The 25,876-nt window shown below is 61.8% G+C and carries 26 protein-coding genes and 1 tRNA gene; 11 read left to right on the top strand and 16 right to left on the bottom strand.

The features are described 5' to 3' along the window. Positions 1 to 178 precede the first annotated feature (178 nt). Positions 179 to 607 carry a polyketide cyclase gene (locus JN279_RS05090; protein ID WP_096458166.1) on the top strand — a complete coding sequence of 143 codons (429 nt, stop codon included), beginning with the start codon at positions 179 to 181 and terminating at the stop codon, positions 605 to 607. 49 nt (positions 608 to 656) lie between these two features. Next, a complete protein-coding gene (locus JN279_RS05085; protein ID WP_244734416.1) occupies positions 657 to 1,055 on the top strand; it encodes a MarR family winged helix-turn-helix transcriptional regulator in 399 nt (132 codons plus the stop codon). A gap of 17 nt (positions 1,056 to 1,072) precedes the next feature. On the opposite strand, the gene leuB is transcribed toward JN279_RS05085, so the two are convergent. From leuB to leuD, 6 genes are all read right to left on the bottom strand, one after another. Continuing rightward, positions 1,073 to 2,176 (bottom strand): 3-isopropylmalate dehydrogenase, encoded by a 1,104-nt coding sequence (gene leuB / locus JN279_RS05080; protein WP_096451807.1) that lies wholly within the window; start codon positions 2,174 to 2,176, stop codon positions 1,073 to 1,075. A gap of 285 nt (positions 2,177 to 2,461) precedes the next feature. Beyond that, positions 2,462 to 2,812, bottom strand: coding sequence for a VOC family protein (locus JN279_RS05075; RefSeq protein WP_202352189.1), 351 nt, complete (start codon positions 2,810 to 2,812; stop codon positions 2,462 to 2,464). A gap of 12 nt (positions 2,813 to 2,824) precedes the next feature. Then, positions 2,825 to 3,208: a RidA family protein gene (locus JN279_RS05070; protein ID WP_202352188.1), complete on the bottom strand. Its 384-nt coding sequence runs from the start codon at positions 3,206 to 3,208 to the stop codon at positions 2,825 to 2,827. 137 nt (positions 3,209 to 3,345) lie between these two features. After that, positions 3,346 to 4,287, bottom strand: coding sequence for an IS110 family transposase (locus tag JN279_RS05065; protein WP_096447894.1), 942 nt, complete (start codon positions 4,285 to 4,287; stop codon positions 3,346 to 3,348). 416 nt (positions 4,288 to 4,703) lie between these two features. Beyond that, positions 4,704 to 5,639 carry a hypothetical protein gene (locus tag JN279_RS05060; RefSeq protein ID WP_202352187.1) on the bottom strand — a complete coding sequence of 312 codons (936 nt, stop codon included), beginning with the start codon at positions 5,637 to 5,639 and terminating at the stop codon, positions 4,704 to 4,706. Positions 5,640 to 5,709: 70 nt separating this feature from the next. After that, positions 5,710 to 6,315 (bottom strand): 3-isopropylmalate dehydratase small subunit, encoded by a 606-nt coding sequence (leuD, locus tag JN279_RS05055; protein WP_096451815.1) that lies wholly within the window; start codon positions 6,313 to 6,315, stop codon positions 5,710 to 5,712. A 154-nt stretch (positions 6,316 to 6,469) separates the two neighbouring features. Between leuD and JN279_RS05050 the strand changes: the two genes are divergently transcribed. The 5 genes from JN279_RS05050 to JN279_RS05030 all read left to right on the top strand — a co-directional run bounded on the left by JN279_RS05050 (position 6,470) and on the right by JN279_RS05030 (position 9,073). Continuing rightward, the gene (locus JN279_RS05050; protein WP_202352186.1) at positions 6,470 to 6,895 is read left to right on the top strand and encodes a GNAT family N-acetyltransferase; all 426 of its coding nucleotides are present in this window, start codon (positions 6,470 to 6,472) and stop codon (positions 6,893 to 6,895) included. A 91-nt stretch (positions 6,896 to 6,986) separates the two neighbouring features. Continuing rightward, on the top strand, positions 6,987 to 7,298 hold the full coding sequence (locus tag JN279_RS05045) for an ArsR/SmtB family transcription factor (protein ID WP_202353648.1): 312 nt from the start codon (positions 6,987 to 6,989) through the stop codon (positions 7,296 to 7,298). Beyond that, positions 7,298 to 7,744 carry an SRPBCC family protein gene (locus JN279_RS05040; protein ID WP_202352185.1) on the top strand — a complete coding sequence of 149 codons (447 nt, stop codon included), beginning with the start codon at positions 7,298 to 7,300 and terminating at the stop codon, positions 7,742 to 7,744. The genes JN279_RS05045 and JN279_RS05040 overlap by 1 nt, the downstream gene beginning before the upstream one ends. 42 nt (positions 7,745 to 7,786) lie before the next feature. Further along, complete coding sequence (locus JN279_RS05035) at positions 7,787 to 8,278, top strand: SRPBCC family protein (protein ID WP_202352184.1); 492 nt, start codon at positions 7,787 to 7,789, stop codon at positions 8,276 to 8,278. A 48-nt stretch (positions 8,279 to 8,326) separates the two neighbouring features. Then, the gene (locus JN279_RS05030; protein ID WP_202352183.1) at positions 8,327 to 9,073 is read left to right on the top strand and encodes a DUF72 domain-containing protein; all 747 of its coding nucleotides are present in this window, start codon (positions 8,327 to 8,329) and stop codon (positions 9,071 to 9,073) included. Positions 9,074 to 9,321: 248 nt separating this feature from the next. Here the strand turns inward: JN279_RS05030 and JN279_RS05025 are convergent, their stop codons facing one another. The 4 genes from JN279_RS05025 to JN279_RS05010 all read right to left on the bottom strand — a co-directional run bounded on the left by JN279_RS05025 (position 9,322) and on the right by JN279_RS05010 (position 14,388). Beyond that, positions 9,322 to 10,488 (bottom strand): NAD(P)/FAD-dependent oxidoreductase, encoded by a 1,167-nt coding sequence (locus JN279_RS05025; protein ID WP_202352182.1) that lies wholly within the window; start codon positions 10,486 to 10,488, stop codon positions 9,322 to 9,324. A gap of 67 nt (positions 10,489 to 10,555) precedes the next feature. Next, the gene (locus JN279_RS05020) at positions 10,556 to 12,154 is read right to left on the bottom strand and encodes an ATP-binding protein (protein WP_202352181.1); all 1,599 of its coding nucleotides are present in this window, start codon (positions 12,152 to 12,154) and stop codon (positions 10,556 to 10,558) included. Beyond that, on the bottom strand, positions 12,145 to 12,837 hold the full coding sequence (locus JN279_RS05015) for a response regulator transcription factor (RefSeq protein WP_202352180.1): 693 nt from the start codon (positions 12,835 to 12,837) through the stop codon (positions 12,145 to 12,147). The genes JN279_RS05020 and JN279_RS05015 overlap by 10 nt, the downstream gene beginning before the upstream one ends. 3 nt (positions 12,838 to 12,840) lie before the next feature. After that, positions 12,841 to 14,388, bottom strand: coding sequence for a DUF4153 domain-containing protein (locus JN279_RS05010; RefSeq protein ID WP_202352179.1), 1,548 nt, complete (start codon positions 14,386 to 14,388; stop codon positions 12,841 to 12,843). 615 nt (positions 14,389 to 15,003) lie between these two features. Between JN279_RS05010 and JN279_RS05005 the strand changes: the two genes are divergently transcribed. Further along, on the top strand, positions 15,004 to 15,897 hold the full coding sequence (locus JN279_RS05005; protein WP_202352178.1) for an HpcH/HpaI aldolase/citrate lyase family protein: 894 nt from the start codon (positions 15,004 to 15,006) through the stop codon (positions 15,895 to 15,897). 91 nt (positions 15,898 to 15,988) lie between these two features. Then, a complete protein-coding gene (locus JN279_RS05000; protein ID WP_096451837.1) occupies positions 15,989 to 16,195 on the top strand; it encodes a DUF1737 domain-containing protein in 207 nt (68 codons plus the stop codon). A gap of 165 nt (positions 16,196 to 16,360) precedes the next feature. Here the strand turns inward: JN279_RS05000 and JN279_RS04995 are convergent, their stop codons facing one another. Further along, positions 16,361 to 16,630 carry a DUF6916 family protein gene (locus tag JN279_RS04995; protein WP_096451839.1) on the bottom strand — a complete coding sequence of 90 codons (270 nt, stop codon included), beginning with the start codon at positions 16,628 to 16,630 and terminating at the stop codon, positions 16,361 to 16,363. Between the two features lie 377 nt (positions 16,631 to 17,007). Between JN279_RS04995 and JN279_RS04990 the strand changes: the two genes are divergently transcribed. Then, positions 17,008 to 17,796: a SapC family protein gene (locus JN279_RS04990; RefSeq protein WP_202352177.1), complete on the top strand. Its 789-nt coding sequence runs from the start codon at positions 17,008 to 17,010 to the stop codon at positions 17,794 to 17,796. Positions 17,797 to 17,835: 39 nt separating this feature from the next. Here the strand turns inward: JN279_RS04990 and JN279_RS04985 are convergent, their stop codons facing one another. Both JN279_RS04985 and JN279_RS04980 read right to left on the bottom strand, forming a co-directional pair. Further along, a complete protein-coding gene (locus JN279_RS04985; protein ID WP_202352176.1) occupies positions 17,836 to 18,366 on the bottom strand; it encodes a hypothetical protein in 531 nt (176 codons plus the stop codon). A gap of 270 nt (positions 18,367 to 18,636) precedes the next feature. Beyond that, positions 18,637 to 18,712: transfer RNA gene (locus tag JN279_RS04980), tRNA-Gly, on the bottom strand. Positions 18,713 to 18,878: 166 nt separating this feature from the next. Here JN279_RS04980 and JN279_RS04975 point away from each other — a divergent pair. Beyond that, positions 18,879 to 20,294, top strand: coding sequence for a tyrosine-type recombinase/integrase (locus JN279_RS04975; protein WP_202352175.1), 1,416 nt, complete (start codon positions 18,879 to 18,881; stop codon positions 20,292 to 20,294). A gap of 88 nt (positions 20,295 to 20,382) precedes the next feature. Here the strand turns inward: JN279_RS04975 and JN279_RS04970 are convergent, their stop codons facing one another. The 3 genes from JN279_RS04970 to JN279_RS04960 form a co-directional block, all read right to left on the bottom strand. Further along, a complete protein-coding gene (locus JN279_RS04970; protein ID WP_202353647.1) occupies positions 20,383 to 20,817 on the bottom strand; it encodes a MucR family transcriptional regulator in 435 nt (144 codons plus the stop codon). 204 nt (positions 20,818 to 21,021) lie between these two features. After that, complete coding sequence (locus JN279_RS04965; protein WP_244734414.1) at positions 21,022 to 23,784, bottom strand: UvrD-helicase domain-containing protein; 2,763 nt, start codon at positions 23,782 to 23,784, stop codon at positions 21,022 to 21,024. Positions 23,785 to 23,980: 196 nt separating this feature from the next. Then, a complete protein-coding gene (locus tag JN279_RS04960; RefSeq protein ID WP_202352174.1) occupies positions 23,981 to 25,630 on the bottom strand; it encodes a hypothetical protein in 1,650 nt (549 codons plus the stop codon). Positions 25,631 to 25,876 lie beyond the last annotated feature (246 nt).

The following is a 25,876-nucleotide window of genomic DNA, read 5'->3' as shown; positions in this document are numbered from 1 at the left end:
ACGAGAATGTTTCCCGCTCGAAACTGCATAAAAACAAGCGGTTAAGTCACCTCCAAAAGAGCCGTCACTCAGCCGGGCACCGTCATGGCAGCAAATTCCTCTTGCAATATAGTCCGCGCACAGATAGTCTGTGCACAGATCAAATGGTCGATCGGCCAGGATGAACGGAGCCAAGACAATGTGGAGCAATGAGTATACCGCGATTTCCTCCCTTCCCGCAGCAGCCATCTGGAACGCGCTGAAGGCTTTGCATGAAGGCCGCCTGACCTATGAGGGCTCCGACACTTTCGTGCTGCACGGGCCGTTCGCCAAGGGCACCCGTGTCTCGGTGACGCCGGTTGGGCAAGACACGTTCGAATCGACCATCGTCGATCTCGTCGATAACGCCACCTATGCCGACGAGACCTCGTTCGGTGACACGAAATTGCTGTTTCGGCATACGCTGGTGCCGGTCGAAGGCGGCACGAAGGTGACCCATCGGCTCGAAATATCAGGCCCCTCGGCCGCCGAGGTCGGGCCGGAGCTCGGCCCGCAGATCAGCGGCGATTTCGACACCTCGATGGCGAGGCTTTTCGAGCAGGCGAAGGAGTTGGCGAACGGTGGCTGATGGACAGGATTTGAACACGCGCTTCAGCGGACCTTCGGAGAGCCCCGGCTTGTTGCTCTGGCGAACCACCATGCGCTGGCAGCGCCTCATGACAGCGGCGCTGGCGCCGCTCGACCTGACGCATGTCCAGTTCGTGCTCTTGGCCTCGGCCATGTGGCTCGGCCGCAATGGCGAGCCGCCCAACCAAGTGCAGCTCGCCGCCCAGGCCGGCGCCGAAGTGAAGATGACGTCGGACGTCGTCGCGCGGCTGGAAGCGAAAGGACTGATCGCACGGGAAGCCGACCCCAGGGATTCCCGCGCCAAGGTGATCCGCATCACGCCGACAGGGACGGCCGCCGCGCAGCGCGCCATCGTCGCCGTCGAGGCCGCCGACGCAGCCTTCTTCGAGCCGGTGGACGAAGCGCAACTCGTTGGCTTGCTGCGCCAGCTGGCCGGCGAGATACGCTGAGTGGGTCCGCCCCGGAATTATCCCAGGAACTTGGCGATGATCGCGTCGCCCATCGCAACGGTGCCGACCTCGGTCATGCCGGCGGACAAAATATCCTTGGTGCGCAGGCCCTGGTCGAGCACTGCGGCGATGGCGCCTTCCAGCCTGTCGGCTTCATCGACCATGCCGAAGGAATAGCGTAGGCACATGGCGAAGGAAGCGATCATGGCAATCGGATTGGCGATGCCCTTGCCGGCAATGTCGGGCGCCGAGCCGTGCACCGGCTCGTAGAGCGCCTTGCGCTTCTTGGTCTTGACGTCGGGCGCGCCCAGCGAAGCCGACGGCAGCATGCCGATCGAGCCGGTCAGCATGGCGGCGATGTCGGACAGCATGTCGCCGAACAGATTGTCGGTGACGATGACGTCGAACTGCTTGGGCCAGCGCACCAGCTGCATGCCGCCGGCATCGGCCAGCATGTGGTCGAGCTTGACGTCGGAATAGCGCGCCTTGTGGGTCTGGGTGACGACCTCGTTCCACAGAACACCCGACTTCATGACGTTGCGCTTTTCCATCGAGGTGACGTGGTTCTTGCGGGTGCGCGCCAACTCGAAGGCGACGCCCGAAATGCGCTCGATCTCGAACGTGTCGTAGACCTGCGTGTCGATGCCGCGCTTCTGGCCGTTGCCGAGATCGATGATCTGCTTGGGCTCGCCGAAATAGACGCCGCCGGTCAGCTCGCGCACGATGAGGATGTCGAGGCCTTCGACCACCTCCTGCTTGAGCGAGGAGGACGCCGCCAGCGCCGGATAGCAGATGGCCGGGCGCAGATTGGCGAACAGCTCCATGTCCTTGCGCAGCCGCAGCAGGCCGGCCTCGGGGCGCACCTCGTAAGGCACGGCATCCCATTTCGGCCCGCCGACCGCGCCGAACAGCACCGCGTCCGCCGCCATCGCCTTTGCCATGTCGGCATCGGAGATCGCCGCACCGTGCGCGTCGTAGGCGCAACCGCCAACCAGGCCCTCGTCCGTGACGAAACCGCTAGAGAGCTTCTCGTTCATGGCCGATATCAGCTTCTTGACCTCGGCCATGGCCTCGGGGCCGATGCCGTCGCCGGGGAGCAGGAAAAGATGCTTCGTTGCCATGGAGAAAACCGTCCCAGAAAAGAATTTGAACCGGCGCTTTGCTAAACGCCAAGCGGCCGGCGCGCAAGGGGACGAGCGCCGAGATCCTTCACACCCCCCTCTGCCCTGCCGGGCATCTCCCCCGCAAGGGGGGAGATCGGATGTACTTCGGGCTTCGCCAATCGACGGGTTGGAGGAAGGGCGGGACAACGAAACTGCCAATCTCCCCCCTTGCGGGGGAGATGTCCGGCAAGACAGAGGGGGGTGCTGTCCCGCCAGCGTCGGAAGAGTCCTGTGGCGGCCCGCCTACCGATGCGAGAGAATGTTGACCAGCCTGCCCAGGGGATCGCGCACATAGAAGCGCCTGACGCCCCAGGGTTCGTCGGCCGGCCCATATTCGATGGCGAAGCCGGCGGCCTTCATGCCTTCGAGCGCAGCCTCGACATCGTCGACCTCGATCGAGAGATCCGGCACCGGCGTGCCGGAGCCGCCTTGCGCCATGAAGGAGATCTGCACCTGCATCTCTTCCCCGGAGCCGTAGGTGGCGATCCAGCCCTGATCCATCAGCACGTCGAGGCCAAGCACGTCATGGTAGAAGCGTCTGGCGGCCGCCGTATCCTGCGTCTCGATATTGGCCACGATGCGCCGGACCGTCATGGCTTTGGCTCCTCATGCCGTCCGCCGCAGCGCCGTCACTTCGATCTCAATCTTCATTTCAGGTTTGTTGAGCTGGCAGACGATCATCGTCGCCGCCGGCCTGATGTCGCCGAACGTCTCGCCGAGGATCGGGAAGACCACATCCACGAAGGCCTGGTCGGTGATGTAGTAATGCGCCCGCACCACATCGGCCATTTCGAAGCCACCGTCAGCCAGCGCCTTGGCGATCGTCGCCAGGCAATTGCGCGTCTGCGCCTCGACGCTGTCCGGCATCGTCATGGTGGCATAGTCATAGCCGGTCGTGCCTGAGACAAAACACCAGTCGCCTTGCACCACGGCGCGCGAATAGCCGGCGGTCTTTTCGAAGGGCGAACCGGTGGAGATGAGTTTGCGCATGGGAAGCCTCGTTGGGTTTGCTGAGTGGTCGTCTAGCAGAGGAGAGTGGTCCGGTCGTGGGCCAAGCCAGGCGAACTGTTATCCCGGAAGCGAAGCGCAAACCTCGGAGATTGGCTGAAGCATTCCTTCTGTCGTCATCAACTCTGAGAAATGGCGGCGTCCCTTAGTCTTGCATTTAGGGTAACGATGATCTTTCGCATGACGGCAGCGATTGCCACCATCGGCTTTTTTCCGTTGGTGACGAGGCGTTTGTAGAAGGGTGCGAATTCGCCCTTTCCAGCTGCGGCGCGCAGGGCCGGCATGAACAGTGCGGTTCTAACATCAGGGCGTCCGCCACGGATTTTGCGGTAGCCTTGCTTTTGTCCGCTGTCGTTTGGGTGTGGTGCAAGGCCAGCAAGGGCTGCAGCTTTGCGGCGTGTCATGGAGCCGAGTTCGGGCAGGATAGCCAAGAGCTTGGCCGCCACGATCGGGCCGAGACTGTCCATGGCCGTGCAGATGGCGGCTCGATGCTTAAGGGCGCTGCTGTTGGCGATCAGTTCGCGGATCTCGGCATCGATGATTTGGAGTTGGCGCTCGACGACTTTGATCACGGCCTCGAAAGAGGTCGCGAGCTTGCGGCCGCCAGGTGCCTTGGCACGGTTCTTCTCTGCGACCTTGATGGTGATGAGTTCCTGGCGGCGGCGAACCAGCGCGCGCAGGCTGGTCTCATCGGCATCGGGCGCCTGCCAAAGGGACAGTTTTGCCCAGCGTTCACGACCGTAGGCTCTCAACATCGCGGCATCGATGGCATCGCTCTTGCCGTGCGTACCGAAGGAGCGGATGTAGCTCTTGACCTTGAGCGTGTCGGCGCGATGGCAGGCAATGCCGGCGCGCAGGCACTCTTCGAGCAGTAGGCTTTCATGGCCGCCTGTCGGCTCGCACACGACAAGGTCGATGTGTTTGTAGCTCTTCAGGAAAGCACGGACAGCTCTGCGCTGATTGAGGATGGTGCCGGTGGTAGTCCCGTCGGCGGCGGTGACGGTGTCCTTGGCGATGTCGAAGCCGAGGCACATTTGCGGTTGTTGGTGCAAGAAGGCCATGCTGGTGGTATCCTTGTCGGGCTTCGGATTGTTTGCGGGCGTGGCGCGAGCCAGCGGCCAATCAACTCTCCAAGCGATGGCGGACAAAGACGGCAGGGACCATGATGACGTCGGGTGTTACCCGGTCCTAAGGGCGGTCGCCTGCCGCCGGGACTGCTGGCTGTGATGGGCCGCAGTCCCGGCCGCCAAACTACCCGATCCTTCTCAAACAATCCTATGGCGAAGCAAGGAGCGTAGCGACGCAGCGCAGACCATAGGATCCATGCCGGGACTCGGAAGCTGTCGCCACGGTCCAGAATTCTGCACCGTTGCTTCCCGTGAGCAAGGTCGCGGCATGGATCCTCGGGTCTCCGCGACGCCGCTACGCGGCTGCTTCGCCCGTGGATGACGAAAGCGCAGGGGCTGCGTGGGCCGCTCTAATTCGCCGACCCCTGCGCGTCATCGAGCGCCTTCTTGATATCGTCCGGCCAGTCCTTCAGTGGCGGCCAGGCCGCTGGCTGGCCATCGTCGCCGCGCCGCGAGAAATAGACCGTGTGCTTGGCTGGGTCGACCGCCATGAAGCCGTCATTGCCTCCGCAATCATGCGGCACGCAGCCGGTGGCGTAGAAGGCGCCGGAGGCCGTCTTTTCGGTGCCACCGCCGACCAGCAGGCTGGTCGCCATGTCGGGCATGGTGTCGCCGAGCAGCGCCTTGGCCGCTTTGTAGACAGCCTCGTTGTGGAAGGCATCGATGATGTTCTCATACTTCGCCGGATCGACATCCTTCCAGTCGGTGCCGGGTTCCGGCGTATAGGCGAGGTTGCCGGAGGTCGTCAGGCCTTCGGTCGGCGACCATTGCAGCGTCGCCTTTGTCTCGCCCGGCAGCAGATAAGGCACGAAATAGATGGCGTCGTCGGCGATGGCGGCCGGCGGCGCGCCGCATTCGTCCTGTTCGACCGTGGTGGTCTTGATCTCGCCGTCCTTCGGCTTCCAGACGATGACCTTGGCCGGGCCGCATTGATTGCCGCCGTCGCCGACATCGACCAGCGCCACGTTGACGTCGCCGATCTTCACGATCTTGTCGAAGAAGACATCGTAATTGCTGGCCAGCTGTTTGCCGTCATAGGCGAGCACTTTCTCACCATCCTGCTCCGGCTGGGTGATGGTCAACTGGCCGCCCTCGAACGCTATCGGCGCCTGCTTGTCATCGTCGGCGGGCGCCGCGTCGCTGGTGCTCGACTCTCCCTGGTCGGTCGCTGGCTGGTCGGCCGGCTTCTGGGCTGCTGCGGGCGTCTGTGTCTGCGCAAAGGCACTGGCTATGGGCACCAGCAACAAGGCCAGCCCGCAAACGCCGGCAAGAAGCGAACGTGCCATGACTGTCCCTCCCTTCAGTCGCCGCCAAACCCGGCCTGAAAGGGCCGGGCCTATATTCGGATGGTGCTGTTCAGGCCCAGGGGCGCTGTTCGGCGTTGCGCTTCTCGAACGAGGCGATGGCGCCGGCCTTCTCCATGGTCAGGCCGATATCGTCGAGGCCGTTGAGCATGCAGTGCCGCTTGAAATCGTCGAGGTCGAACTTGACCACGCCGCCATCGGGGCCACGGATTTCCTTGGCCTCGAGGTCGATCGACAAAGTGGCGTTGGAGCCGCGCGAGGCGTCATCCATCAGCTTCTCGAGATCCTCGGGGCTGACGGTGATCGGCAGCACGCCGTTCTTGAAGCAGTTGTTGTAGAAAATGTCGGCGAACGAGGTCGAGATGACGCAGCGTATGCCGAAATCGAGCAGCGCCCACGGCGCGTGCTCGCGGCTCGAGCCGCAGCCGAAATTGTCGCCGGCGACCAGGATCTGCGCCTTGCGGTAGGCCGGCTTGTTGAGCACGAAATCCGGGTTTTCCGAACCGTCGTCATTGTAGCGCATTTCGGCGAACAGGCCGGTGCCGAGGCCGGTGCGCTTGATCGTCTTGAGATAATCCTTCGGGATGATCATGTCGGTGTCGACATTGACGATCGGCATCGGAGCGGCGACGCCGGTGAGCTTGGTGAATTTTTCCATGGCTTTGGCCCGTGTTTTCGTTGCGGGAGATTTGCTGAAGCTCCGTTTACACAAAGCCGAGGGCAAATAAAAGGCAACTGTTCGTGCGCATTGGCACAACAGCCACCCCACAAAGCGGCTTCGAATTCGCTGGCCGATGGTGCAGTCTGCCGGCATGGCTGAAAATTCCCATGTCCTCTACGCAAGCGAACCCGCGCTCAATGTCGCAGAATTCCGCAAGGTGCTGGTGGAATCCGGCCTCGGCGAGACACGGCCCGTCGATGATCCCGCCAGACTGCAGGCGATGCTGTCCGGCGCCAATCTTGTGCTGACCGCGCGCCTCGACATCGAAGGCAAGCCGCTGATCGGCGTGGCGCGCGCCGTCACCGACTTTGCCTGGGTCTGCTACATCTCCGAGCTCGCCGTCTCGCAATCAGCGCAGGGGCTCGGCATCGGCAAGGGCCTGATGGGCGAGGCGCGGCGGCAGCTCGGGCCATCGGTCGCCATCAGCCTGATCTCCATGCCCGACGCCGTCGGCTTTTACGAACGCATCGGCATGAAACGCATGGCCGACGCCTTCTGGTTCTCCCGCAAGGGCTGATTCTTTCTCCTGCGACGGCATCCGGTTGCCGATGGTGTGCGATCTTGCCACTTGACATGCAACCAAATGGTTGCATATTAAAGCCATGAGCATGGATGACGTCTTTCGCGCCCTGGCCGACCCGACACGCCGGCAATTGCTGGACAAACTCCATGCCCGGAATGGGCAGACGCTGAACGCGCTGTGCGCGGAGATGGACATGACGCGCCAGGCGGTGACCAAGCACCTGGCGATCCTGGAGGAGGCCAACCTCGTCACCACGCTGCGCCGGGGACGCGAGAAGCAGCACTACCTCAACCCGGTTCCGATCAACGAGATCGCCGAGCGCTGGATCGGCAAATTCGAGCGCCATCGGCTGAATGCATTGAGTGATCTGAAGAAACGCCTCGAAAGGGAAGACTGATGAGCAACAGCTTTGTTTACGTGACCTACATCCGCACCACGGCCGAAAAACTCTGGGAGGCGCTGACCGACCCGGAATTCAACCGGCAGTTCTTCCTCTGCTCCTACCAGGAGAGCGAGTGGAAGGTCGGTTCCAGCTGGAAACTGATCTTCCCCGACGGCCGCGTTGCCGACTCGGGCGAGATCCTCGAGATCGACCCACCGCGACGCCTCGTCATCAAATGGCGCAATGAATGGATGCCGGAGGTCAAGGAAGACGGCTACACGCGCTGCACCTTCGCCATAGAACAGGATGGCGAGTTGATGAAGCTTGCCGTCACCCACGAGGCCGACGGCCCGCACCGGCTGATCCCGAATGTCAGCAAGGGCTGGCCGCTTGTGCTGGCCAGCCTCAAGAGCCTGCTCGAGACCGGCAAGGGTTTCGAGCGCCCGCCATCAAAGGGATGAAGGATCGTTTCGATATCGAAACAAACTCGATCGGAGGCATCCATGATGCACTTTCCCAGAGTGCAAAGCATGACCAATGGCGAGACGATCATGGCATCCGCCGAGATCGAAGCACCAGCGGAACGCATTTTTCGCGCGCTGGTCACGAGCGAGATAGAGCAATGGTGGGGGTCCGCCGACACCTACCGGCTGGCCGACTGGTCAGCCGATCTTCGTGTCGGCGGCCATTGGACCGTCACTGTCCGCACAGCTAACGGCAACGACCTGCCGGCCGGCGGCGAATTCCTCGAGATCGAGGCACCACGCCGGATCGTGCAGACGCGGGCCTATGCTTGGGATCACGCGACGCTTGGCCGGCGGCAAACCACGGTCGCCTGGCTGCTGCAGCCGATCACCGGGGGTACGAGTCTTACCATCTGCCATGGCGGTTTTGCTGGGCTCAGCGCTGCGGCGGCTGAACATGCCGAGGGTTGGGGCCGGGTGCTGGCCTGGCTGCAGGACTATGTCGAGGCCGGGAGGCTGGTCACGGCCTGAGCAGCGGGTCGGCCTTGACCCACGTCTCATCTGGTCCACATCCCATGCATGGAAATGCGGGGATGTTTCATAGGCACGGCCGGCTGGGGAATTCCAACGCGATACAAGGAAGACTTGCCGCAACCCGGCTCACATCTCGAACGCTATGCCCAGCGCTTCCCGATCGTCGAGATCGACACGTCTTTCTACAAGCCGCATCGCCGCGAGACCTATGAACGCTGGGCAAGCTCCGTGCCGGAGCCCTTCCGCTTTGCCGTCAAGACGCCGAAGACAATGACCCATGAGCATCGTCTGGCGGATTGCGATGCGCTGGCCGAAATGTTTCTCCAGCAGGTCGAAGGTCTTGGCGAAAAACTGAGCGTGCTTCTGGTGCAGCTGCCGCCGAGCTTGGCCTTCGAGGCGGACGTCGCGAGCGGTTTCTTCGATATGCTGAGCAAGCGAACAAAGGTCCGGCTGGCATGCGAACCGCGCCATCCGAGCTGGTTCGAAGTGGAGGCGGAAGCGCTTCTGGCCGGCCGCCAGATCGCGCGTGTTGCCGCCGACCCGGCTCCGGTCCCGGCTGCGGCGGTGCCGGGCGGCTGGCCCGGCCTCGCCTATTTCCGCTGGCATGGCATGCCGCGCGTCTATTACTCGGAATATGAAGCCGAAGCGCTCGACCGAATAGGGCAGCAAGTGCGAGCCGCGGCCGCGTCGGCCGCAGAGGTTTGGGGTATCTTCGACAACACGGCTGCCGGTCACGCGCTTGGCAATGCTCTCAAGGTTGATGCGGTGATACCCCGAACTTCGTCATTCTAGGGCGGAGCAAGGAGCAAAGCGACGCGGCGCAGACCCTAGAATCCATGCCGCGACGTCGATGTGTCGCGACGGATCAGAACTGTTGGGACAACGCGCGGGCGTTTCATTCTGCACCGCTGGCGCCCTACGGCAGCGGTAACGGCATGGATTCCAGGGTCTCCGCGACGGAGCTTCGCTCCTGCTCCGCCCTGGAATGACGAAGAAACTGGGACGCCTTGGCAAATACCGAAGGTCGTAGCCCGTCTTGCTCAAATCACGTTCAATTCCCGAAACGCCCTTCCTTCGGCTACCCGCCCATACCCGAACGCAGAGCAATCGATCGTCCGATACCCGCCATGCACCAAGAACTCCGCCAGCGCTTTGCCCACCGCCGGCGCCTGCTGCAGGCCGTGGCCGGAAAACCCATTGGCGAAGATGAAATTGCCGAGCTCGGGGTGCGGCCCGATCACCGCGTTCTGGTCGAGCGTGTTGTAGTCGTAGTGGCCGGCCCAGGCGCGGGTCGCCTTGATGGCCTCAAAGGCCGGGATGCGGGTTGCCAGCACCGGCCATATCACCTCTTCGAACAGCGGCCAGTCGACCTCGAAATCGGTGGGGTCGGCCGGGCCATCGCCCTCTTCCGGTTCGGCGCCGCCGGTGAGGTAGACCGAGCCTTCCGGGCGCACATAGATGCCGGAAGGGTCGACCAGCAGCGGCATGTCGGCATATTTCTCGCGCGCCTCGAAAACGAAGACGTTGCGCTTGCGCGGCTCGACCGGCAGCGCCAGCCCAGCGAGGGCGGCGACCTTGCCGGCGTTCGGCCCGGCGGCGTTGACGACGATGCCGGCCTCCAGCGTCTCGCCATTGTCGAGGGAGACGCCGGTGACGCGGTTGCCGTCGCGCGCAACAGCGGTGACCGAAGCGGTGATGAAATCGATCTTCTTGTCGCGCAACGCCTTGCGGAACAGCGTCAGCATCGCATGCGCGTCGAACCAGCCCTCGCCGCTCCGGCCATAGGCGCCGGCGGAAATGCCCTCGGCCGACAGCCAGGGGAAGCGCCGCGTCAGCTGCTCGGCGTCCTCGAGCACGATGTCGGCGCCTTCGGCGACCTGCGCGTCATGGTTTGCCTTGAGGACCGGCAGCCCGGTTTCTCCGGCGAGGATCAGATAGCCACCCTCGCGGAACCCGATATCGGCATCGGTGCCGAATTCTTCCTTCAGTCGCCGGAACAGCTTTAGCGTGAATTGCGACAGGCGGATGTTTTCGGGAATCGAGAATTGCTGGCGGATCGAGGCCATGGACAGCGTCGTTGCCGCATGCGCGAATTGCGGATCGCGCTCGATGAGCGCGATCGAGCCGGAAAACCCTTCCTCGCGCAGATAGTAGGCGATCGAGGACCCGACGATGGCCCCGCCGATGATGACGATGTCGTAGCGCATTTTTCCGGCTCCAGCTTCCAGAGCATGATCCCGAAAAGTGGGTACCGGTTTTCGGATAAGATCATGCTCAGCTTGATAAAGGCAAAGTGATCTCGAAGCGCGTGCCGCGCTCGCTGTCAACCAGCCGGATCATACCATCATGCGCTTTCAGGAGGGCCAGCACGATGCCGAGGCCCATGCCGGTGCCGCCGGTGGCGCGCCGCGTGGTGAAGAACGGCTCGAAGATGCGCGACCGGTTGCTCGGCGAAATACCGTCGCCATCGTCGCCGACCAGCACCGTCGCCTTGCCGCCGGCGCTTGAGGCAGCGATCGAAACCAGCGTCGCGCCATGCCTGGCGGAATTGTCGATGAGGTTGGCAAGCACGATTGCCGCGTTCTCGGCCGAGATGCGCAAGGCGAGATCGCCGCCCGCCTCGACGCGAACCGCCAGCCTGGTGTCGACGGGCAGCTGTGCCAGCGCGGCACCGATCGAGGTGCTTTCGCCGCTGGGGGCGAGGTTTTCGGCCTTGGCCAGATCGAGCAGGCGCCGGACCAGCAGATTGAGCCGTCCGGCATCGGTGACGATATTGTTTGAAAAACGCCGCCGCTCCTCATCGTCCATCGCACTGCCTGAATCGCGCAGCAATTCCGCCGCGCCCTGGATCGCCGTCAGCGGCGATTTGAGCTCGTGCGAGACATGGGTGGCGAAGGTCTGGATCGAGTCCGAGCGCGCCTGCAGCTTTTCCGCCATGTCGAGGAAGGCGGCGGACAGCTCGGCCATTTCATAGGTGCCATGGTGGTCGAGCGGCCGGATCGCGTCGCGCTCGCCGGCGGCGATGCGCTGCGTGCGGTCGATCAGCGCATAGATCGGCCGGCTGACCGTGCGCAGAAAGACCAGGCCGATGAGCAACGTGCCGCCGAGAATGGCGATCGCCGCCAGGGTCACCTTGCCGCGCTCGCCATAGAGATGCTTGATGATGTTGTTGGGCGTGCGCGAGACATAGACCACGCCGGCGACCCGGCCATCGACGGCCACCGGCAAGGCGACGAAGACCCGCACCTTGGTGCCGCGGCTGACCGAATAGAGCGGTGGCGTCGGCTGGTCGGGAATGCGTAGGCGCAGCGCGCTGGCATAGCGGCCGCCAAGCGCGGTGCGCACCTCATCGGCCTCGGCAAGCGACTGCCCGACCTCGCCGCGCCCGGCGATGACGACGCCCCGGGGGTCGAGCAGCCGGAAGCCGGCCAGCGTGGTTTTCTGTGTCGCGTCGAGAATGCCGGACAGGCGCGTGCCGATCGCGGCGAAGACGGGATCGACGGTGGCGGCGACCGCCGCGGGACGAGTGGGAAGCACGTAATCGGAGGCGAGATCGAGGCGCGGCTCAATCGGCCGGTACGGTCCGTCGGGATTGACGCTTCGGCTGGCGCTGCCATCGGCTTGCGGCATCGGCGCGCCAAGCTTGTCCGGCGCAATGCCGGCGTCGCGCACCTCCTGCGCATAAATTGCAGCGATGGCCGCCCCTTGCGCGATCAACTCCGCCTCGGTCTGGCGGATCAGCTGGTTCTCGTAGAGGCGGAAGAAGAACAGGCCGACCAGCGGCAGCGCCATCACCAGGATCAGGATGGCGACGACGACCGTGGCAAGCCTTGGCCGCCATTTGCGGCCGATCCATTTGTTGCTCAGCCGCATCGGCCGAGCCGGAAGCCCACGCCATGCACGGTCTCGATGACTTCCTGGCAACCCACCGCCGCCAGCTTGGCGCGGATGTTTCTGATGTGGCTGTCGACGGTGCGGTCGGCGACGTGGATTTTTCCGGCATAGGCATTGGCCATCACCGCATCGCGGTCGAGCACATAAGTCGGCCGCGCCAGAAAGCCTTTCAGGATCGAGAACTCGATCCCGGTCAGCGCAAGCGGCTTGCCGTCGAAGGCGGCCGCGTGGCTGGCCGGCGCCAAAGTGAGCTTGCCATGCGCGAACTGCCTGTCGTCGGCCGGTTCGCGCGCTGCCGGGCGGGCGCGGCGCAAGATGACGTTGACGCGGGCAACCAGCTCGCGCGGGGAAAACGGCTTGGTCACATAGTCGTCGCCGCCCATTTCAAGCCCGAGGATGCGGTCGATCTCTTCGTCGCGCGCGGACAGGAACAGCACCGGCACATCGGATGTGTGGCGCAGCCGCCGGCAGACCTCCAGCCCGTCCATCTCCGGCATGCCGATGTCGAGCACGACCAGATCCGGCGCCCGGCGCCCGATCTCCTGCAAGGCGGCGGCGCCGTCGGCCACTGCATGCGTTTTCATGCCGGCCTTTTCCAGCGCGAAGCAGATCACTTCGCGGATATGCGGGTCATCGTCGGCGACGAGGATGTGATGTGGCATCGGTCAGCGGCCCGGCAAGGAAGGTTGCGAAGGCTGAGGAAGCACGAGCGACCCCTTGCTGTCGAGATATCGAAGCAACCGCCAGTCGCGAAAGCTCCAGGCGCGCCAGTTCTGCTGGACGGTGCGATACCAGTCTTCGTCGCTGGCCCGCAATCCTTCCAGTTCGCGCATAGCGCCCGCAGCAGCCGTCTTGGCCTGATGGTCGAAGAAACGATCGAGCGCCGGAAACGCGCCCGGCCCGAGCGAACGCAGATACCAGGCGTCGAGGGGAATGCCCTGGCCGGTCATTTCGAGGGAATGGTCGACATTGTAGTTGGCGATGGTCGCTGCGAAGTTGATGAAGCAGCAGCCATAAAGCGTCAGCGATAACGTCAGAAGATTGGCGGAGGAGAGCCATTCGTTGGATTTTCCAAGCGCGATGCGGGCGATGATCAGCGCGAGCCCGGCCGCCACCAGCCCCATCCAGACGAAGGCGGCGATGCGCCAATAGGTCAGCGCATAGATGCCGATATAGAGATCGAGCCGCAGGATCGACGAGATGACCAGCACGATGTTCTGCGCCACCCAGGCATAGACCAGCCAGCGGATGACGGGATCCCCCGATGTTTCGCTTCCAGGCCTGAGCGCCGCCAGGACAAAACAGGCGGCAAGCAGCGCGGTGGCAACGAGTGGATAGGCCCCGCGATGCGCATAGGCGGCGTAGCTCAAGCCGTCGGGAAGCGAGACCCCACCCCAGAGATAGGTGGCGTCGAGCCCGGTCTGCAGCGCGAACAACACGTTGAAGACGATCAGCGCGCGCAGGATGGCGGCCTTGCCGAACACGATGTCCTCGACGACGTGCCTTTGCGCATTGATCGCCGGTTGAGCAGCGGCAAGAGGATTGTTCGGCCGGGAGACGCGCTTCGAAAAACGCGGCAGGCGTGGCCGCAAAAAGACCCAGACACCGGCGAGCACGAACAGCCAGAAGGCAATCCGCGCCAGCTGGATGAGATCGAGCAGCTTCATCAGATCGATCAGCGACAGCCAGTATTCGATGACCGGATTGGCGGCGCCGAACAGCGTCAGGAAGACGGCGCCCAGCGTCAGCGGCATCACCCAGACAGCGATCGCCGCCAGCCGCACGCGGCGCCGGCCGAAGCGCCGCGCCGTCTTGCGCCAGCGGATGAAATCTCTGATGAAGCGGAACGGCGCTGCCAGCCAAAACAGCGCGACCTGGCCGGCAATGCGGGCGATGCCGTGCCGCAGGCGTCCGCTCAGCGAAAGCGCGAAGACGACCAGCGCCGCCAGCGCGATTGAGACAGACAGGGTGCTGACATTTTCGGCGAGCGGCAGCAGTGCGACCAGCAGGGCTGCGGGCTTGAGCCAGACCTTGATGTCGCTGAAGGCTGTGGGGTGCACGGCCACGACCGCGGCGGCAATCAGGATGGCGAACAGGAAGACGGTGATGCCGGCAGGCTGGCCGTAGAACAGAAAATCCGCCAGCACGACCAGCAGCACGGCAACGCCGAAGCGGCTGCAATAGCTTGGTGCCGCTGTGAAAAATGATGTCATGACCTGACCTTCCTGATCGCGGCCGGTCGCCATGGCGGCGGGCTCTTGCGGACAAAGGGAATGAGGAGCGCCGAGGGATTCGCGCACGGCGGATCGACCAGCCACCAGCCTTCGCTGCGCAGACGCTGTGGCAGGGACCAACGGGGTTTTGCTCGCTTGTGCATGCCGCCTGTCTCGCAGGCGGGCGGGGAAACGGCAGGGCGGATCCGAGGAGCTTTTCCGCAGGCATGTGCAGTTTTCGTGCAGGGGCTCCTTTCCTCTCCCTCCGGAGGGGGGAGAGGTGGCTCGGCGAAGCCAAGACGGAGTGGGGGAACCACCTGGCAACCGCCGCGAACGGACATAGGCATTAGGCGCAAGCATTGCCTCGCCTTGCACCCAAGAGTCGACCCCCACTCCGTCGAGCTTCGCTCGACACCTCTCCCCCGATCGACGGGAGAGAGGAAAGGCGCCGAGCTTCTACCTCCCCCTTGTGGGGAGGTCGGACCGCAGGTCCGGGTGGGGGTCTGGCGCCGCACCCCCACCCCGCTGCTTCGCAGCGACCCTTCCCACAAGGGGGAGGGTGGGCGCACAGCCCCAACGCTTGCCTCGACCAGCCACACGCGGCATAGATCAGGCATGACCGAACCCTACCGCCCGCGCCGCTCGGTGCTCTATGTCCCGGCTTCCAACGACAAGGCGCTGGCCAAGATCGCGCAGCTGTCCTGCGACGCAATCATCATCGACCTCGAGGACGCCGTCGCGCCGGCCGACAAGATCGCCGCCCGCAAAAAGCTGCCCGCAATCTTCGCCAGCCGCCCGGTTGCCAACCATCTTGGCCATCGCTGCGAGATGGTGGTGCGCGTCAATGCGCTGGCCAGCGAATGGGGCGCCGACGACCTGTTGGCCGTGGCGAAGATCGAGCCCGACGGCATCCTTTTGTCCAAGGTCGCCACGCCGCGCGATATCCTCGAAGTCGGCGACGTGCTCGACGACAATTTTGCCCCCGACAGCGTGAAACTCTGGGCGATGATCGAGACGCCCAAGGCGCTGCTCAACATCGGCGCCATTGCCGAACTGGGCCGCGATCCGGCCTCACGGCTCAATTGTTTCGTAGCCGGAACGAATGACCTAGCCAAAGACACCGGTGTGCTGGTGACGCCGGACCGCCGCTACCTCGTGCCATGGCTGATGCAGATGGTGCTGGCCGCGCGCGCCGGCGGCCTCGACATGCTCGACGGCGTTGCCAACGATTTCCGCGACCTCGACGCCTTTGCCCGCGAATGCGCGGAGGCGGCCGCCATGGGCTTCGACGGCAAGACCCTCATCCATCCGGCCCAGCTCGACGCGGCGAACCGCGCCTTCGCGCCGTCGCCGGCAGCGCTGACCGAGGCGCGGCTGATAAAGGACGCCTTTTCACGTGCCGAGAATGCTGGCAAGGGCGTGATCGCGCTGAACGGCAAGATGGTCGAGCGGTTGCATCTGACGCAGGCCGAAAAACTGCTGGCGAAGGCGGCCGCCATCGGCGCATGATCCCGCCCAAAGCAATTCCAGGAAAAGTGCGTGGCGGTTTTCCGTCCGGAATTGCGTAAAAGAACGAGTTATTTGCGACAGGACTTGAGACATGAAACTCTACCGCTTTCTGACCGGCCCGGACGACGCCAGCTTCTGCCACAAGGTGACGGCGGCCTTGAACAAGGGCTGGCACCTGTTCGGCTCGCCGACCTACGCCTACGACAAGAAAGCCAAGACCATGCGCTGCGGCCAGGCGGTGGTGAAGGATATTGACGGCCAGGAATACGGACCGGACACCAAGCTCAGCGAGTGGTAGGGGAAGCCGCCGAGGCCCTTCTCCCTTCGTCATCCTCGGGTCTGCGCCGCGTCGCTACGCTCCTTGCTCCGCTTGTGGATGATGAAGAAACGGGCGTTTCCGCCAATCGCCAAGGCACGCGTCGGTCGACGCAAGCGTCGCTTCAAAAAGCCCGCTTCACGGGCCTTAATTGAACACCGCCTCGTAAAGCCGGCCGGCCGCGTCGGCGGCAACGGGCACGATGAAGATGTCGTGCACCCCGTTCTTGCCCGCGAAGCGATAGGTCGCCTGCGGCAGCGGCGTTTCGCGCGGCCCCCGGAACATCAGCGAAAACCCGCCGCCCGGACGCGGGCTGGCGGGAATAGGGGTGACCGCGCTCAGTTCCAGCGGGACCGGCCTGCCGCCGGCCTCGACGGTGAACTCTTGACCCTGTTCGAAATCCGTTACCGACGCCATGCCATTCAGCCTCAATCCGCTTGCTGGAGCGGTTCAGTGTTTGACGCCGACCCGCTCCGACCTTTCATTTCCCGCAATTGCAGGAAAACCGTTTCACGCTTTTCCTGCAATTGCCCGTGGCGGCAATCTCGCCGCTTCGCGGCAGGCTGTCCATAGGCCCGGCAGCCAGCCCCGAGCCTCAGGCGAGACAATTCGCCGGGGCAAACCGCAAAATACCGCGGCGGTCGTGCTTTTATGCGTGCCGCGGACACTGTAGTACTTTGTTCCAGCGCCGGAGTCTTGGCCCGACCAAGATCAGCGCAACAAGAGCCGATTCCAGTCTTGGGGTCTGACGCGCAGCAACCGGCCCAATCGGCTGGCGGAGAAAGGGACGGACCATGGCTGATAACGGGGCAAGGACGGAAGCGGCGCCGGCGGCCGAGGCGATGCCGCTGTTCTACTCCAAACCCGAAGCGCTCAATCCGGTGCGGCACGGCTCGCTGGGCCTGACCGCGCGCAGCGACTTTGCCTTCGCGCGCACCGCCCATGCCATCCCGGTGGTGGCGTCGGAAATGCCGGCGGCGATGCGCTCCTACCCGATCGTCTTCATCGGCCCGGCCAAATCACCCGTCATCATCACCGGCGTGCGCCAGGGCGAGAACCTGTTCGTCGATGCCGACGGCCGGTGGACCGCGCCGCACTACGTCCCCGCCTATGTCCGCCGCTATCCCTTCATCCTTGCCGAGGACCCGACCACGGCAGGCCGGCTGACGCTGTGCGTGGACCGGGCAAGCGAGCGCGTCATCGACCAGCTCATGGCACCCTTCCGCGAAGACAAGATCGCGCCGTTCTTCAGCGGCAACGAGCCGACCGAAGCGACCAAGCAGGCGCTCGCCTTCTGCAACCAGTTCCAGATCGACTTCAGGGCCACACGCGAAATGATCGACAAGATCGACGCGCACGGCCTGTTCGCACCGCGCCAGAGCAAGGTGACGCTGGAAGGCGGCGAGGTGCTCAACCTCACCGATTTCCAGGTGATCGACGAGCCGGCCTTCAACAAACTGAGCGACGAGGCCTTCCTCGACCTCAGAAAATCCGGCGCGCTCGGCCTGCTCTACTGCCACCTCGCCTCGACCAACAGCTGGACATCGCTGGTGCACCAGGCATCACTGCGCAAGGCGGGGTGAGGGCGAAATGAGGCCGATCGTCTCCAGGCCGGATGAGACTTAAATTATGGCTGTGACCTTACGAAGCTGGCCAAGAATCGACGCGAGTTTTTGCCCGTCATGTTTTAGGGCTGCCAATCTGGCTTCGGCCTCAGAGTGCTCTAACACCAGTATGGTGCGGTCAGGCTGACGCGAGCGGATCGACAGCGATCGAATGATTAAAGTCCATTGGCCGTTATGCTCAACCGTCACCTTGAACATTCCGTGACATAGCAGGGTGCGGAAGGTCTCATGCTTTTCGCGATACTTTGAAAGTTCGGTAAGGGCGCGCTGACCCGCCTCACCAAATGGACCGTCGGGGCTGATCGCCGCTGCCAAGTCTTCGAACCTTTGCCCGATCAGATGTCGCAGGCGCACTGCAATCCCGCCCTGTGCCGTGGCGCTCAACGCAAGCAGTGTTTCGGTCGCCGCTGCTTCGACCATTGAAAAATGGTGCATACAAGCACCACGCCAGGAATTCACTTCGGAAAAAATTGCATCCCAGTTAATTGGTTGCAGTGACGGTGTTGTTTCGTCGGGGGTAACGGCCATCTATTCCTTATAGCGTCATCACGTTAAGCATCAAATAAATAACGTTCACTGCTTTACCTTGGCTCTTTGATGACAAGACCGGCGCTTGCTCGGCTCTGCATGGAGGGCGCTGCACACCGGCTCGACGCTGCGATTTCAAACTGCGTCGAAGCCACGAACGGACTGCGCGGTAGCCCGTGCATTCAGGCAACCGCGATCTCAATCGCCCCTAACGCGAAAAAGCCGCGGCGGACCGCGGCTTTTCGATGCTTGATTTCCCCTGGAGGAAACTGGAGCGGGTGAAGCGATTCGAACGCTCGACCCCAACCTTGGCAAGGTTAGAGATGGGCTACTCCACGCTATCCGCCAATATCCAGGAGTACGATAACACATTGATAAGCCTTGACATTGTTTCCGACTGTTCGCTAGGGCAACCCAGTCTTTGCCTTCACGGTGTTGACCAGGTGTTGACCAGGTGTTGACCAGGTGTTGACCAGGTGTTGACCAATGAAGGCCTTTGAGGAGATGGATCAGTGGCAAAGCGTGTTGGTGTGGCCCTTACAAAACGGGTGGTTGACGCTGCCGAGAAGAGGGACCGGCGCTACTTCGTCTGGGACAGCGAATTGTCCGGCTTCGGTCTGCGCGTGGAAAAGAGCGGCGCCAAGACCTTCATCGTCCGGTATCGCGCCGAAGGTGGTGGCCGATCGGCCGCGCAGCGATTTGTGACCATCGGCAGGTTAGGCACACTTACTCCAGAGCAGGCGCGCAAGCAGGCGAGAACTGTCCTTGGAGGCGTCGCCAAGGGTGAAGATCCAGCGGATGAACGCCGCGCAAAGCGACGCGAGATGAAGATAACTGGCTTGATCGACCTCTATGAGGAAGAGGGCTGCGTCATCCAGCGCGGGAAGCGGCAAGGTCAGCCGATGAAGCCGTTGACCAAACAGTTGACGCTCGCGCGTCTTCGCAACCATGTCGTGCCACTGCTTGGGCACAAGCGCGTTAGCGAACTAAATGCAGGTGACATCGAACGGTTCGTCCGCGACGTCGCCGCCGGCAAGACTAATCGAGACGAGAAGTTAGGCCCACGCAGACGCGTAATCGTACGCGGTGGAGAGGGCGCGGCTCGCAAGGTCGTGCGAGACTTGTCTGCTGTTTTCAGCTTCGCGATCCGGAGCGAGATCCTTCAGAGGAATCCTTGCGAGACGGCGGCTGTCCGCAAGACCGACAATCAGCGAAAGCGCTTTCTCGCCCTTGACGAGGTCACGCGCCTTGGCTCAGCGCTGGATCAACTGGAGGCCGAAGGGGTTAACTCAAAGGCGGTCAATATTGCGCGGCTTTGGGCGCTGACTGGCTGCCGCCGCGAGGAGATTGCATCGCTCAAATGGTCCGAGGTAAATCTCGACGACGGCCTCTTGGAACTCGAAGATAGCAAGACGGGCAGGTCGATCCGTCCCCTGGGAGCGGCAGCAGTTACGCTGCTCGAAGGTCTCCCACGTGAGGTGGGCAGCGATTTCGTCTTCCCGGCTGAGCGTGGCGATAGCTATTTTCAGGGAACCAAGCGCATTTGGGCAAAGGCGGTCAAGAAGGCAAAACTCCCCGGAGTTACTCCCCATACACTTAGGCATACGATCGGCTCGACAGCGATTTCGACGGGTGAAGCGCTAGCACTCACGGGCGCGATCCTGGGCCATTCAAATCCGCGTTCCACGGCTATTTACGCGCATGTGCAAAACGATCCCTCTCGTCGAGCCGCGAATCGTGTGGCCAAGAAAATCGCTACGGCACTTGCTGGAGGTGTGTCGCCGGCTCGGACTGGGAAGGCGCGACCGATTGACCTCGAAACGTTGGTGGCAAGTCTAACGGATCGCCTCAAAGCTGAGGGCATCGATGGGGCACGCGTGCGGTTGATCGTCGCTGACGCAATGGGCGCCAAGAACGCAACCAGATAATTCCTCAGGCGCTCCCGCCCAATTTCTCAGGCGGGAGGGCGGGTTCATCCTGGTATTTGATAGCGACTAGCCGACCACCAAGCTGTCGCTAACCCCTAGGCTTGCGCTTGGCAGGAGCCTTTTTGGCCGGGGTAGATTGCGCTTTGCGTCCGAGCCCCGCCGCCTTCGCGAGCGTAGATCTTTGGGCCGCGTAATTCGGCGCAACCATCGGATAGTCTGGCTTCAATCCCCACTTCTCGCGGTATTCGTTTGGCGTGAGTCCGTAGTGAACCGCAAGATGACGTTTCAGCGATTTGAATTTCTTTCCGTCTTCCAGGCAGATGATGTAGTCCGGCGTTACCGACCTTTTCGGATTGACGGCGGGTTCCTGCTGAGACGCCTCGGGAACATTCGGCTGACCAAGGCCTGTAAGCGACGAATGGATCGACGCGATAAGGTCTGGCAACCCAGCGACGGGCAGCGGGTTTTGGCTGACATAGGCAGAGACAATGTCCGCCGTGAGCCCGACCAGATCAGCCGTCATGGCTTCGTTTTGATCACTCAAGTATCCGCTCCTGGTATGGGGTCAAATCCTCATCGCCCATTTTCCGTATATCGCAATTTTGGGCGATGCCGGGATAAATCTACCAGCCGCTTCTTTCCCCGTTAGGCCAAAGCTCAATTCAATGCTCGTTAGAGCGCGAGTTAGCAAAGGGTCCCAGTTCACCGTCACAATGAGTGCAGGCGGTTACCGTGTTCGCACTGCCCTTGCCGGTCCAGTGTGTTTGCAATCTGGAAACTGATTGCACCCACGAAACATTGAGCCGTCTTTGTTGCGACGCTCTACCAATTGGCCAACGAGGCACGCGGGGCATTGGTTTAGTTCGGCTCCCTCAATCGTTTCGAAACGGACTTCATCGCCGGCGATCTCGCAAAGCTCTTGGATATAGCGGGATGGCTGACGGCGATTGGTGAGCATGTAGACCCCGCGGCTCGCGCGCGTCAGCGCCACGTAGAACAGGCGCCGTTCTTCCGCGTAGGCGAAGGTCTCGGGTCGGGGAATGACCAAGTTCAGCAGCTCATCGTCTTCGATGCGGCTTGGTACGCCGTAGTTACCCTCGCTGACATCGAGCAGGACCGTATAGTCGGCCTCAAGGCCCTTTGCCCGGTGGAACGACAGCCCGGCCACCTCGATGTTGGCAAAGGACGGCGGCCGTCCTTCAAAAGGATCGAGGACGTTGTAGCGCCACAAAACCAGAACCTTGAGCTTGACGCGCTTTTCGTCGCGCCACCGGTTGGCTATGCCCCCTAGAGCGGCATCCAGCCGTTCGAGCAGGCGCTGACAGGCCTCCGTGAAGTCCGGCTTGTCGCGTTTGTCGTCGATGGGAATGACACGGATCGATCGCGAGATGGCCGGGCGCGTCGAGCGGACGGACTTCTTGATCTGTTCGGGATTGCGCTGGACGAACTTGGCTGCCGTTTCGGCAATGAGCTGGTTACAGCGGTACGTCTGCTCCAGGCGCCCCTGCCAACTGGTCCCGAAATTCGCTTCGAACCGTGTAAAGATCGTGATATCCGATCCCGCAAAGCGATAGATCGACTGCCAGTCGTCTCCGACCGCGAACACCTTGCTGAAGGCTTTCTGCTGCTTGAGCGCCTTGATGAGGTTGGCGCGCGGCTCGGAAATGTCCTGAAACTCATCCACGAGTATCAGAGAATAGGGGCTTCGATATCGGCCGGTCTCAACCAGCCGCACCGCATCCGCGATCATCGAATCAAAGTCGATCCGTTTCGTTTCCTCGAGCTTTCGGGAATATCCCTGGGTGATCGCCCAGACCACGCGAGCGAATAGCTTCGCACGCTCTTTGTCATGCAAGGTCTTGGCACGTTCGAGCAGCATGTCGAGCGTGAGGTGGCTGGCACGTATGTGCTTCAAGCAGGTGGATATCAGCTGATGATAGTGCTTGATAACGACCGGATCGAGCGCCTTGGTGATTTCGGCATAGCTCTTGCGCTCGAAGGGTATTGAGCGACGCGCCAGTTCGGATTCTAGCGTGCTAAGCAGCGTCTCGTCGCTGGCCTGAGCGGAAGTGGTCTCGAAGAAATCGATCTCATTGCGGCGATATGCCTTTCGCTTGTTCTCGGCGTGCTCGGCGTAGTCCGCAAAGGGTGAGCTTCCGTCCGCATCGAGCGCGAAATGCTCATGCACAGTTTCGGTCTGCGGATAGTAGAAATCTGGATGCAGATGGCGGATGTTGCCACCGTCTTCCTCCACCGCAATTTGTCGCTCATATTCGAAGGCGACTGAATGCAGCCAAAGCCAGTTGGCGATCTTCTTTTCCTGCAACGACTTTACGATCACGGCGGACAAGGAACCGATCGTGGCGCTACCCTTTCTAAGGGTGTCCGATACGTAGCGCCGGTAGTCGGCCTCCCCGTCAAATACCTCTATCGGGATGTCGGCCTTGGGATGCACGACGAGAAGCTCGGCCCACATCCGAGCAAATTCCGGATCGCTCTCCACAAGGTTCTGGATTATCGCCTCGATGACCCTGGTTTCGCCAGCGGGATGATCCACCCAGTTGGCGAGCTGCGGTGGCCGACCCTCGACCTCCTCAATGATACCGCGCCCGAGCGCATGAAATGTAGTGACCCGACACCCCAGGGCGTCCTCCGCGACCTGTAACTGGGCGGCAATCCTTGTCCTGAGTTCATCGGCTGCGCTTCTGTTGAAGGCCAGGAGCAGAATCTCGTCGGGCCGATAGAGTTGCTTCTCCAGGACGTATGCGACCTTGCCAACCATCGTCGCGGATTTGCCCGACCCTGCCGAGGCCACCAGCAGGTTGTTATCCTCTAGGCGGATACAGGCCTCGCGCTGCTGGTTGGAAAACGAGCGCCGGTCGAGATCGTCGAAGAACGACTGGAACTTGATAAATTCCGAGCGGACGAAAGCCTCGTTGTATGCATGACGGACGCCTTGGTCGGTTATCATCGCGAACGAGGCCGGAAGGGAGGACTTGAGTCCTGCCGGCATCATGCCTGGGTTTAGAAGTGGGTGAGATAGCGCCGCCGCGGCGGCGCCAGGGACTCCGGCAACAGCCCTGCCCAAATCGGCCTGTGCAAGATACTGTCTGTTGCCTTCGGTGAGCTCGCGAAGCCTTTCGTCGACATCGAGCAGGCGATCCTTCTCGGCGGCGATCAGCTCAAAGAGATGAGTGTTGATGAAGGCATGAAGGTCTGCAGCCAGTTGTGTGGCCGCGTCACCCGACAATGCCGAAAGGGTGTCCGTTCTGCCGCGAGCTCGTATCTCGACGGTGTGCCATAGAAGCGCCTTGCTGGTCGAAATCGATACGATATCAAGGCAGTTAAGCTGCACTTCGCCTTCTTGAGCGAGCCGAAGGTATCCTGAGCTTTTCGGGTCTAGGGTCAGCTTCCATTTCCCCGCTAGAAACAACCGGGCAAAGAAGCCGGGGCGGTAGGTCCGGGAGCGGCCAGATAGCAATTTGGTCAAGGCCACATTCAATACGCCCGCTAAACAAGAGGTCTTGGAGGGCGAATATCAGCAACAGATTGAAATGTTCCAAATCATAGGCCGTCATCCTAAAGTCTGTCCGGTCGGCCGTCGAATGGGACGCGACAAGGCCGGCATAGCCACCTTAAGATCGAAGCGGACACTGACCCTGACTGGCCGGACGCTCCTCCATGGGCTACAGCGCTTCGTCGTAGTCTTCCATGTCACCGAGCGCTTCTAAATCCAGGTCTTCCAAAGCCGTATAGGCGATGTCGTCAAAGCCCAGATTTGTGCTGGCCAAGATTGCATCGACGCTCGCAGTCGCATCGTATTTTCGATTGAAACGGCTTATTGGATGGTTGAAGTAATGCTCGTCGAGCATTTTCGTCAGACCGGAAACTTGCAACTTGGCAACGTATGATCTTACGCCCGGGCCTGCCAAATAGCCAATTGTGTAACGACGAGTCCGCTTAGAGGCTTCGTCGAGCAACGCAACGGCCTCGGCCGTAAAACTGCCCGTTGTCCAGAATTCAAAATGGATCGCTTTGCTGGCATGCCCATCATGGCTACGTAACGCGGCATAGACACCGGGCACCTTCTTTTCTAGCCATTCCTTCACTTCGCCTGCGCCTATCATATGATCGGGCTGGTATCCCTTGCACTCGTAGACCCAGCTTTCATGGGATTTTACCCTTAGCACGTCGATCTCGGCCTTGAACCCATCAGAACTGGCGAAGCGCCGACCAATATCGATTGAACCTCCGTCGGTTGCATGGGTCGAATGTCCGACGAGCATTTCAAAGAGCGCACCTCTCAGATTGCCTGCGGCGCCTTCGATCTGCCCCAATCGATCAAAGAGCTCGATCATGACCTCCGGTTTTGCGACCGCTATTGCAGCTGCCTTGCTCAGCGTCTGAAGGAGTGTTGCAAGGCCAATGGCTACGTCTTTGCCAAACAATGTGTAGGGCGTAGCCATGATAATTCCGCGTGACTTTCCGAGGCGGAACGCTTCGCGCGTGAATCTGTCGGCGATTAAAAGTGGCATCAACGGCGGAAGGTTTCGCATTACGGCAGACAGCCTGCACTTGCGAATAAACGCCGCGATCGCAGCCTCATCAACAATCTCGCCAACTACGGCATCACAGACAAGAAAGCCCGGCTGAAGTTTGCGCGCTTTGTCATAGCGGACCATTGGCGACAAATAAGTCGGGCCACAAAGATCCCAGTTGAAGGTGCCAAAACGCGGCAGCGCTCCATCATTCCGCAGCGTGATCTTATCGTAACTGGCCATGCCGAGGCGGCGTGCCCAGTCTCGCACTGCCAGGAGCAGAATCTTCTCGGTCAGAAGTCGTGCCGGCAATCCTGCGATGTCAGCGCCCCCGAGAAATCCCTTCGCCCCGAGCGCAACGCATTCGCCGACCCCTTCCACATCGAGGATGCGCACGAGTTTAACTGCTTCAAGACGCTCAAGCACCGTGTTGCTGGCCACCTGCCCGCGCTGCAGTATCGGCGATCCGCTGACAATCGAGAAATGTTGGCGCGGAATGATTCCGCCTCGTGCTCGCAGCGCGGCCAGGACCGGACCATACGCCGGACTGGCGGCGCTGACGGCGTGTGCCAACGCAGTCCAATACCGTTCGCCGTTGTAGTCGGATTCGTGGTAGAAAAATCGCACGCCCTTTGGAAACACGAGCCCAGCAAGCCGGTGTACGCCGCCAGTGCCACGAGAAATCCTTTTACGTGCGGCCTCGGGTGTCAAACCCTGGGCTTCGAGCTTGCGCGCAAGCTCGGTCGACAGGCAGGGTCCGTCCCGCTTTACAATGCTCTCGACTAGGTTTCCAGACATGGCGCTCGCGGATGTCACACAGCGCTATTTATAACAATACTTCTACCAGTCGGGATGCAATTTTTTCGTCTTCGATAAAATCGAGTAATTTCAAATGGTTACGGTGCATTTTTTTGGGTGGCGCAAGCCATTTTGTCACGATAGGGATATAGGCAAGCTCAAAATTGCGGTCGGCGCGTCTAATTTTGCTCCGATCGTCAGTGCATATCAAAGAGCGCGATCTGGTGTGATTGCCACCAGGTTCCC

The organism is Mesorhizobium sp. 113-1-2, assembly GCF_016756475.1.
GTDB classification, from domain to species: Bacteria; Pseudomonadota; Alphaproteobacteria; order Rhizobiales; family Rhizobiaceae; genus Mesorhizobium; species Mesorhizobium loti_C.
Note: the sequence above shows the minus strand (reverse complement) of the source record. Positions and strands in the feature narration are given on the sequence as shown.

Excerpts from the sequence above, each read along its gene's own strand:
- JN279_RS05025 (WP_202352182.1), bottom strand. The coding sequence starts at position 10,488 with ATGCGCTACGACATCGTCATCATCGGCGGGGCCATCGTCGGGTCCTCG.
- JN279_RS05075 (WP_202352189.1), bottom strand. The coding sequence starts at position 2,812 with ATGACGGTCCGGCGCATCGTGGCCAATATCGAGACGCAGGATACGGCG.
- JN279_RS05050 (WP_202352186.1), top strand. The coding sequence starts at position 6,470 with ATGGCTGAAAATTCCCATGTCCTCTACGCAAGCGAACCCGCGCTCAAT.
- JN279_RS05070 (WP_202352188.1), bottom strand. The coding sequence starts at position 3,208 with ATGCGCAAACTCATCTCCACCGGTTCGCCCTTCGAAAAGACCGCCGGC.
- JN279_RS05065 (WP_096447894.1), bottom strand. The coding sequence starts at position 4,287 with ATGGCCTTCTTGCACCAACAACCGCAAATGTGCCTCGGCTTCGACATC.
- JN279_RS05005 (WP_202352178.1), top strand. The coding sequence starts at position 15,004 with ATGACCGAACCCTACCGCCCGCGCCGCTCGGTGCTCTATGTCCCGGCT.
- JN279_RS04995 (WP_096451839.1), bottom strand. The coding sequence starts at position 16,630 with ATGGCGTCGGTAACGGATTTCGAACAGGGTCAAGAGTTCACCGTCGAG.
- JN279_RS05035 (WP_202352184.1), top strand. The coding sequence starts at position 7,787 with ATGATGCACTTTCCCAGAGTGCAAAGCATGACCAATGGCGAGACGATC.
- JN279_RS05040 (WP_202352185.1), top strand. The coding sequence starts at position 7,298 with ATGAGCAACAGCTTTGTTTACGTGACCTACATCCGCACCACGGCCGAA.
- JN279_RS05030 (WP_202352183.1), top strand. The coding sequence starts at position 8,327 with ATGGAAATGCGGGGATGTTTCATAGGCACGGCCGGCTGGGGAATTCCA.
- leuB (WP_096451807.1), bottom strand. The coding sequence starts at position 2,176 with ATGGCAACGAAGCATCTTTTCCTGCTCCCCGGCGACGGCATCGGCCCC.
- JN279_RS05020 (WP_202352181.1), bottom strand. The coding sequence starts at position 12,154 with ATGCGGCTGAGCAACAAATGGATCGGCCGCAAATGGCGGCCAAGGCTT.
- JN279_RS04960 (WP_202352174.1), bottom strand. The coding sequence starts at position 25,630 with ATGTCTGGAAACCTAGTCGAGAGCATTGTAAAGCGGGACGGACCCTGC.
- JN279_RS04970 (WP_202353647.1), bottom strand. The coding sequence starts at position 20,817 with ATGACGGCTGATCTGGTCGGGCTCACGGCGGACATTGTCTCTGCCTAT.
- JN279_RS05000 (WP_096451837.1), top strand. The coding sequence starts at position 15,989 with ATGAAACTCTACCGCTTTCTGACCGGCCCGGACGACGCCAGCTTCTGC.
- JN279_RS05015 (WP_202352180.1), bottom strand. The coding sequence starts at position 12,837 with ATGCCACATCACATCCTCGTCGCCGACGATGACCCGCATATCCGCGAA.
- JN279_RS05010 (WP_202352179.1), bottom strand. The coding sequence starts at position 14,388 with ATGACATCATTTTTCACAGCGGCACCAAGCTATTGCAGCCGCTTCGGC.
- JN279_RS04985 (WP_202352176.1), bottom strand. The coding sequence starts at position 18,366 with ATGGCCGTTACCCCCGACGAAACAACACCGTCACTGCAACCAATTAAC.
- leuD (WP_096451815.1), bottom strand. The coding sequence starts at position 6,315 with ATGGAAAAATTCACCAAGCTCACCGGCGTCGCCGCTCCGATGCCGATC.
- JN279_RS05090 (WP_096458166.1), top strand. The coding sequence starts at position 179 with ATGTGGAGCAATGAGTATACCGCGATTTCCTCCCTTCCCGCAGCAGCC.
- JN279_RS04990 (WP_202352177.1), top strand. The coding sequence starts at position 17,008 with ATGGCTGATAACGGGGCAAGGACGGAAGCGGCGCCGGCGGCCGAGGCG.
- JN279_RS05045 (WP_202353648.1), top strand. The coding sequence starts at position 6,987 with ATGGATGACGTCTTTCGCGCCCTGGCCGACCCGACACGCCGGCAATTG.
- JN279_RS05060 (WP_202352187.1), bottom strand. The coding sequence starts at position 5,639 with ATGGCACGTTCGCTTCTTGCCGGCGTTTGCGGGCTGGCCTTGTTGCTG.